General features: G+C 74.7%; 5 protein-coding genes. 2 read left to right on the top strand and 3 right to left on the bottom strand.

The features are described from left to right. Positions 1–1,186 (top strand): PLP-dependent aminotransferase family protein (locus tag MNZ29_RS22780; protein ID WP_242356882.1); only part of this gene is annotated, 1,186 nt, incomplete at its 5' end. Here MNZ29_RS22780 and MNZ29_RS22785 read toward each other — a convergent pair. The 3 genes from MNZ29_RS22785 to MNZ29_RS22795 all read right to left on the bottom strand — a co-directional run bounded on the left by MNZ29_RS22785 (position 1,134) and on the right by MNZ29_RS22795 (position 6,433). Beyond that, positions 1,134–2,483, bottom strand: coding sequence for a hypothetical protein (locus MNZ29_RS22785; RefSeq protein WP_242356884.1), 1,350 nt, complete (start codon positions 2,481–2,483; stop codon positions 1,134–1,136). The genes MNZ29_RS22780 and MNZ29_RS22785 overlap by 53 nt on opposite strands. Before the next feature lie 137 nt (positions 2,484–2,620). Continuing rightward, positions 2,621–4,033: a sigma-54 dependent transcriptional regulator gene (locus MNZ29_RS22790; RefSeq protein ID WP_242341372.1), complete on the bottom strand. Its 1,413-nt coding sequence runs from the start codon at positions 4,031–4,033 to the stop codon at positions 2,621–2,623. A 144-nt stretch (positions 4,034–4,177) separates the two neighbouring features. Beyond that, positions 4,178–6,433: an ATP-binding protein gene (locus tag MNZ29_RS22795; RefSeq protein WP_242356886.1), complete on the bottom strand. Its 2,256-nt coding sequence runs from the start codon at positions 6,431–6,433 to the stop codon at positions 4,178–4,180. A gap of 130 nt (positions 6,434–6,563) precedes the next feature. On the opposite strand from MNZ29_RS22795, the gene MNZ29_RS22800 reads away from it, so the two are divergent. Continuing rightward, positions 6,564–8,062: tetratricopeptide repeat protein (locus MNZ29_RS22800; RefSeq protein ID WP_242356888.1), on the top strand; the 1,499-nt coding region annotated here is incomplete at its 3' end.

Raw genomic sequence — 8,062 nt, forward strand, 5'->3', positions numbered from 1 at the left:
GCCGCCGCCGCCCGGGGCGCTGCAGCTCCTCGGCGGCGTGCCCGACCCGCGCCTCGTGCCGGTGGCGGCCCTGGCCCGCGCCTACCGCCGCGCGCTGAGCAGGCGCGAGCACCTCGGCTACGGCGACGCGCGGGGGCACCCCCGGCTACGCGCGGCGCTCGCGCGGATGCTGGGCGAGGCGCGAGGGCTGGCGGTACGACCCGAGGGCGTGCTCGTCACCCGGGGCGCACAGATGGCGCTCGCCGTGGCCGCCCGCGGGCTGCTCCGCCCCGGCGACGCCGTCGCGGTGGAGGACCTCGGCTACCGCCCGGCCTGGGAGGCGCTGCGGCTCGCCGGCCTGAGGCTCGTGCCCCTGAAGCTCGACGCCCGGGGCCTCGACGTGGAGGCGCTCGCGGCGCGAGCGGGGCCGGAGCGGATCCGCGCGGTGTACCTCACCCCGCACCACCAGTACCCGACGCTCGTCACCCTCTCGCCGGCGCGGCGGCTCTCGCTGCTCGACCTCGCGCGCAGGGCGCGGCTGGTCGTGCTCGAGGACGACTACGACAACGAGTTCCACTACGAGGGCCGCCCGGTGCAGCCGCTCGCGAGCGCCGACGCGGCGGGCGTGGTCGTGTACGTCGGCTCGCTCTCCAAGGTGCTCGCGCCGGCCCTCCGCATCGGCTTCCTGGCGGGGCCGGAGGACGCCATCGCCCGCCTCACCGCGCACCGGCACTACCTCGACCGCCAGGGCGATCTCGCGGTGGAGGCGGCCGTGGCCGAGCTGCTCGAGGAGGGGGAGGCGCAGCGCCACGTGTGGCGCACGCGGAGGATCTACGCCGCGCGGCGCGAGGCGCTCGCGGACGCGCTGCGCGCCGAGCTCGCGGGCGCGCTCACCTTCGAGCAGCCACCCGGCGGGATGGCCTACTGGTGCCGCGTCGCGCCCGGCCTCGACGCCGAGGCGTGGGCCGACCGCGCCCTCGCGGCGGGGGTGGCGGTGCAGGCGGGCCGGCTCTTCGCCTTCGACGGCGGCTCCCCCCCGAACCTGCGGCTCGGCTTCGGCCGGCTCGACGAGCGCGAGCTCCGCGAGGCGGTCCGGCGCCTCGCGGGGGCGCTGGGGAGAGCGAGCGTGGCGGGCGGCGCGGCCGCCCGTCCCCTCAGAACTGCAGCACGCCCGCGACGGACAGGCCGAACACGCTCGTCTCGCTGAAGCGGAACCGCCGGCCCGGCGCGTCGTAGCGCCAGTCGTAGTTCGGGTTCAGGTCCGGGTTCGCGGTGACGCCCGTGATGTCCTTGCCCGCGTCGGCGACGCCGCCGCGGCCGAGCGACTCGCCGGAGAGGAAGTGCGCGGTCTGGGTCGCGAGCGAGGCGCTCGCGTGGAGCGACACGAAGCGCGACGCGCGGAGGTACAGGCCGAACAGGCCGCCCATCGTGAGGTAGGGCTCCGTCGCGTGGAGCTTGCCGCTCATGTCGGTGAGCGGGTTGTAGAAGCGCTGCGACGAGGTGTAGTCCGCGAACGCCCGGACGTCGACGGACACCTTCTGGTCCTCCGAGGGGTTCTCGTACGGCACGAGCTCGGCGCCGAAGGTGAGGCCCCCGATCCACGGGAGGCGGGCGCGCGCGTCGTCTCCCCAGCTCGAGCAGTTGGCGGCGCCCGCGAGCGTCGCCTCGGCGGGCGCGCGGCGCGCGAGCTCCGCGGCGTGCTCGCAGTTGGAGTACGTGCCGCTCGAGCGCTGCATCCCGGTCACGTGCGCCTTGAAGTACGGGTCGATGGGGCCGAGGCGGCGGGAGAGCACCGTGTAGAGGTCGTACTTCCAGACCTTCTCGCCGAACGCGCCGGGGTTGCCCGACGAGACGTGCGGCGACGCCCAGCTCGCGCTGCGGCCGGCGGCCGGATCGTAGGCGCTGGCGGTGGGGAAGGTGAGGTCGGCGCCCACGAGCCAGAACGGCTTCGTGTCGTCGCGGGCGTCGCTGAAGATGCCCCACGCGACGCCGGCCTTCACGTCGCCGGCGCGGCCGCCGTGATAGACGGTCGTGTTCGACCCGACCGGGAAGAGCGGGCACGTCGCGCCGCCCGGATCGCACGGCTGGTTCATCGCGTCGATGGTGTTGTTCGTGATGGTGGAGACCGCCTCCACGGGCAGCCCGTTCACCAGGGCGAAGCGCCAGGAGTGGTCGTCCGCGAGCACGTAGGGCAGCTCGACGTGGACCTCGAGATCGCGGTGGAGGCCGACCGCGAAGCGCGGCACGAGCGCGTTCGTGATGCGCGTGTAGCGCAGCTCGTCGACGTCGACGTTCGCGCCGAACGGCGGGTTCGCCGCCGGGTCTCCCTGCTCGCGGGTGAGCTTCCCGCGCAGCTGGGTGCGATCCCAGCGCAGCGACACGTGGAAGTCGAACAGGTTGCCGGTCTCGCTCGTGGCGACGCGGGTGATCTCGGCGGCCCCGGCGGGGGCGGCGAGCGCGACGAGGGTGCAGATCGTGAGGGCGCGCAGGCGAAGCCGCCGCATGTCTCCTCCGTGGACTGGAGCGAACGCCGCGGAAAGCGCAGCAAAACCGCGCCGACGCTAGCAGTGGCCCCCGGAGCGGTCAAGTTGACGAGCCCCCGCCTGGTGTGTGCTTCGGCGCACGATGCAGGAACGGGCCGCTACTCGTCGGTCTCCGGCGGCTCGCGCAGCCCCAGCTCCTTCATCTTCACCTGCAGCGACTTGCGGCTGATCTGCAGGCGCTTCGCGGCGCGCGTGACGTTGCCGCCCGTCTCCTCGAGCGCGCGCGTGATGAGCTCGCGCTCGAGCTCCGCCTGCGCGTGGCGCACGATCTCCTTCATCGACGCGCCGCTCGGCGCGGCGATGGCGCCGAGCGGGCCCATCGCCGCGATGGGCACCGGCGGCTGGGCGCCGCGGTCGCGGAGGGAGTCGGGGAGGGCGCTCGCCTCGATGAGCGGCCCGTCGGCGAACAGGACCGAGCGCTCCATGAGGTTCTCGAGCTCGCGGATGTTCCCGGGCCAGCCGTAGCCGAGGAGGAGCTGCAGCGCCTCCTCCTCGATGCCCTCGACCTTCTTGCCGAGCCGCTGGTCGTACTTCTCGATGAAGTGCCGCACGAGCAGCGGGATGTCCTCCTTGCGCTCGCGCAAGGGGGGCAGGGCGATGGGGACGACCGCGAGCCGGTAGTAGAGGTCCTCGCGGAACCGGCCGTCGGCGATCATCTGCCGGAGGTCGCGGTTCGTCGCGGCGATGAGCCGGACGTCCACGCGGAGGGTCTTGATGCCACCGACCCGCTCGAACTCCTGCTCCTGGATGGCGCGCAGGAGCTTCACCTGCATCTCGACCGGGATCTCGCCGATCTCGTCGAGGAACAGGGTGCCGCCGTCGGCGAGCTCGAAGCGGCCGGGCTTCGACGCGACCGCGCCGGTGAACGCCCCGCGCTCGTAGCCGAACAGCTCGCTCTCGACGAGGTCCTTCGGGATCGCGGCGCAGTTCACCTTGATGAGCGGCTTGTCCCGGCGGGAGGAGCCGCGGTGGAGCGCCTTCGCGATGAGCTCCTTGCCGGTGCCGCTCTCGCCCGTGACGAGCACGGTCGAGGGCGAGTCCGCCACCCGCGCGACCATGTCGTAGATGGCGCGCATCGCCGCGGACTGGCCGACGAGCGGCGGGCGGTCGCCCTCACCGAAGCTCGAGTGGACGTTCTGGCGCTCGAGGTCGTGCGCGCGCGCGGCCTTGGCGATGACCTTCTTCAGCTCGTCCTGCTCGAACGGCTTCGTGATGTAGTCGAAGGCGCCCGCCTTGAGCGCGCACACCGCGCTGTCCACGGAGCCGTGCGCGGTGATCATGATCACCGGCACGTCGGGGAAGTCGGCCCCGACGCGACGCAGGAGATCCATCCCCCCGAGCTTCGGCATCACGAGGTCGGTGACGACCACGTGGACGGGCGTCTTGTGCAGGACGCCGAGAGCCTGCTCGCCGTCCGCGGCGGTCGTGACCTCGTAGCCCTCGCGCTTCAGCATGGCCGCGAGGACCCGGCGGATGTTCACCTCGTCGTCGACGATGAGGACGTGAGCCACGGGGGTGCGTTACCACAGTCGACCGGTCTCCGCACGCGCGGCGCGCCTCGGGCCCGGTGCAGGGCTCTCGCCCGGCATTGCGCGGCGGAGGGTCGAGGGATCCCGTGCCGCCGGCGCCCGAGGCCGGGGCGCCCCGGGCCGGGCTCACGCCTGCTGCTTCTTGCGACGCTTCCGCCGGCGGCGGAGCCGCGCCGCGGCCTTGGCGCGCCGCCGCTCGCGGGCGCGGCGCTTCTCCTCCTCGTCGACGGGCGGCTTCGGCGACTCGGGCGGCCGCTCTTCCCGGAGCCCCGGCAGCGAGATGAGGAACTCCGCGCCCTCGCCGGGCGACGAGCGGACCTGGATCGTGCCCTGGTGCGCCTTCACGAGGCGCTGGCAGATGGCGAGCCCGAGCCCGGTGCCCTTCTCCTTCGTCGTGTAGAAGGGCACGAAGATGCGCTCGCGGGCCTCGTCGGGGATGCCCGGGCCGCTGTCGCGGAACCGCACCTCGACGAGGTCGGCCTTGCGCATCCCCTCCCGCCAGAAGGCGAGCTCGTCGCGCGCGAGGCGCGTCGAGACGACGAGCTTGCCGCCGGCGGGCATCGCCTGGAACGCGTTCAGCGCGAGGTTCAGGAACACCTGCTTGAGCTGCTCGGCGTCGGCGTTCACGGGGGGGAGCCACTCCGCGAGCGCGAGCTCCACCGAGATCGTGGGCGGGACCTCCGCCTGGAGCAGCTTGAACGTCCGCGCGAGGACGTCGTTCACGTCGGTCGGCGCGAGGGCGGGCTTGAGCGGGCGCGAGTAGTCGAGGAACTGGGTGACCACGCCGTTCAGGCGGTTCACCTCCTCGATCACGATCTCGAGGAACTCGCGGTCCTCGCCGGGGAGCTTCGCGGGATCGAGGAACTGGACCGCGCCCTTGATGGCGGCGAGCGGGTTGCGGATCTCGTGGGCGAGGCCGGCCGACATCTCGCCGAGCGCGGCGAGGCGGTCGCGCTCCTTCATCTGCTGGTACAGCTTGGAGTTCTCGATGACGAGGGCGCACCGATCGGCGATCTCGATGAGGGCGGCGATCTCGTCGGACGCGAAGGCCTCGGGGACGCGCTCGTCCCAGCAGGCGAGGAACCCGACCACGCGGTCGCCCGCGAGGAGCGGCATGCAGATCCCCGCGCGCATGGAGCACATCACGGCGCGCGCGTCGCTGAGCCGCTTCAGCTCCTCGGCGACGGCCGCGGGCGCTCCCCGACCGCTGCGGCTCTCGTGCTCCGCAGGCCCGGGCGGGAGCATCGCCCGGAGCTCCGCCACCCGGCGGTCGATGTTCTCGAGCAGGATGGCCTTCTGGGTCGAGGAGGCCGCGGCGAGGAGGGCGCGCGCGGTCGCGGGCTCGAGGAACGGGACCGGGGGCGGGCCGCGGAAGTCGAGGAGCCGGTAGCCGGGGCGATCGTCCGCCACGAGCCAGAGGGAGGTGTGCGTCGCCCGGCGCGTCTCCACGAGGCCGTCGAGCACCACCTCGGCGAGGCCGGCGGGCTCGATGACCTTGCCCGTCCGCTGGCGGAGGGCCTCGAGGCGCCGCACGAGCTCGTAGCGCTCGCGGAACAGCGTCGCGACCACCCACTCCTCGACCCGCTCCCGCATCGGCTCGAACAGGGACAGGATCACGAACGACGCGACGATGGTGTTGAAGTAGAAGAGCTCGGGCCGGTCACCCACCCACGACACGAGCCCGCCGTAGATCGCGACGAGCACGAGCCCGAGCGCGGTCACCACGACGATCTTCCCGAGGAACTCGTGCAGATCGAGCAGCCGGTGGCGCTGCAGCGTCTGCGACAGGAAGAACATGAAGATGGTGAGGGTGATCGAGCCGAGCCCCTCGGGCGGATAGGGGAGGCCGAGCAGCGGGAGCATGTCGAGCGTCGACAGGAGCACCGCGACGACCGCGCCGAGGAAGAGGTACTGGAGGCGCGCGCGCTCGACCCGCGTCTGCGAGGCGTGCATCTTGCCCCAAAGCACGGAGACCACCACCGCGAGCCCGCCGACCACGTAGGTCGCGACGAGGAGCTTCGCGGCCTTGAGCTGCACGAGCGGGGTGACGGCGACCACGATCCCGGAGAGGGACCCCGCGAGCATGGCGTTCCGGGCCCGGCGCGCCGGCCGGCGCGCGACGCCCAGGAACTCCAGGAAGAAGGCGAGCGCCGCGGCGGGGATGAGGCCGCCCGACGCCACCGCGAGCCGCTCCCACCAGGGGACCCCGAACGCCTCGGACCAGCGCAGGAAGAAGCTCGCGAGGGAGAAGAGGCACAGATCCGCGGCGAAGAGCGCGAACAGGGTGAACACCCGCGAGCGGTTCTCGCGCAGGAGCGCGGCCGCCGAGAGCGCGAGCGTCACGATCGCGGCGAGCAGCGCCGCCTGGGTCCGGATGTCCACGCAGGGGCGATCCTAGACGTTTTCCGCGCCGGTTGCCCGCCCCGGAATCGCCCGCCCGCCTCGACGATCCCGAGCGGCGGGAGGCGCGGCCGGACGGCGCAGCCGGGCGGGCCCTTGACGCGACCCCTCCGTGATCCGCACTCTGCACCTGCCCCCGATGATCACCGCAGCGCTCGCCGCCGTCCTCCTCGCGTCGGTCACCCCGTCCGACGCCGTCCTCGATCTCACCCCCGCGTTCCAGGCCGGCCCGGCCGCCCAGGCGAAGGCCGCGTTCGACGCCGGCCGCCACGCCGAGGCCGCCGCGAAGCTCGCGCACGTGGCGACCCCGGAGGCGCGGCTCCTCCGCGCCATGGCGCTCGCCGAGGCGGGTCGGGCGGCTGAGGCGCTCGCGCCGCTCGAAGGGCTCGAGGCGCGCCTCCCGGACGCGGCCGACCGGATCTCCCTGCTGCGCGGCCGCGCGCTCGAGGCCACGGGGCGCGGGCGCGAGGCGCTCGTCGCGCTCGCAGCGGTGCCGGACGCGTCGCTCGTCGCGGGAGAGGCGCGGCTCGCGCGCGCGCGGCTCGCCCGGCGCTTCGGCGATCGCGCCCAGGCGCTCGAGGCGCTCGCGCCGCTCGTCTCCGTCCCCGCGCCGAGGGACCCCGGCGCCTCCGACGCCGGGGCGACCGCGCTGCTCCTCGCCGGCCGCGTCCACGCGGAGGGCGAGGGCGCGGACCCCGCCGCCGCGCGGCGGGCGTTCGCGGCGTGCTGGGCGGACCACCCGATCGCGCCGGAGGCCGGCGAGTGCCTCGCCGCGCTGCGCGCGCTGCCCGCGCCTCTGGGCGGCGAGCCGGGCGTCGAGGAGCAGGTGCGGCGCGCCGAGGCGCTCCTCGAGGCGGGCCTCGCCGACGCGGCGGTGGACCTCCTGCGCAAGGCGGTGCCGGATCTCGCCGCCGCAGCGCCGGGCGAGGAGCTCGCCTGCCGCGCCCGCGCCGCGCTCGGGCGCGCGCACCGCAAGGCGCGCAGCTACGCGGACGCGATGGAGGCGCTCCGCCCGGTCGTCGAGGGCTGCGACGACCCCGCGGTGCGCGTCAAGGCGCTGTTCCTGCTCGCCGGCGCGACCTCGAACACGGGGGACAAGGACGGCGCGATCGCGCTCTACCGGCGGCTCGCGCGCGACTACCCCCGCAACGCGCTCGCGGACGACGCCCTCTTCTCCGCCGCGGATCTGCTCCTGCGCGCCGGGCGGGACGCAGAGGCGCGCGAAGCGCTCGCGGGCATCGTCCGGGACCACGCGGGCGGCGACTACTGGGACGAGGCGCGGTTCCGCCTGGCCTGGCTCGCGCGCCGCGCGGGTGACCTCGACGGCGCCATCGCGCAGCTCCTCGCCATCGAGGAGGGCGAGCGCGACCTCGATCCCTACGAGCACGCGCGGGCGGCGTACTGGCGGGCGCGGATCCTCGCCGGGCGCGGCGACGGCGGCGCCCGGGCGGCGGAGGCGATCTGGACGGACCTCGCCACCCGCTTCCCGGCCGACTACTACGGCCTGCTCGCCCGGGCGCGGCTGGCGGGCGGCGCCGGGGGCGAGGAGGGCGCTGCCCGGGCGCTGCCGGCCGCGGCGCACGCCTCGACGGCCGCCGCGCTCGCCCCGCC

The organism is Anaeromyxobacter sp. SG64, assembly GCF_022690745.1.
Taxonomy (GTDB): Bacteria; Myxococcota; Myxococcia; order Myxococcales; family Anaeromyxobacteraceae; genus Anaeromyxobacter; species Anaeromyxobacter soli.

What these genes read in the sequence shown, in the direction of transcription:
- MNZ29_RS22785 (WP_242356884.1), bottom strand. Translation starts at nt 2,483, where the DNA reads ATGCGGCGGCTTCGCCTGCGCGCCCTCACGATCTGCACCCTCGTCGCG.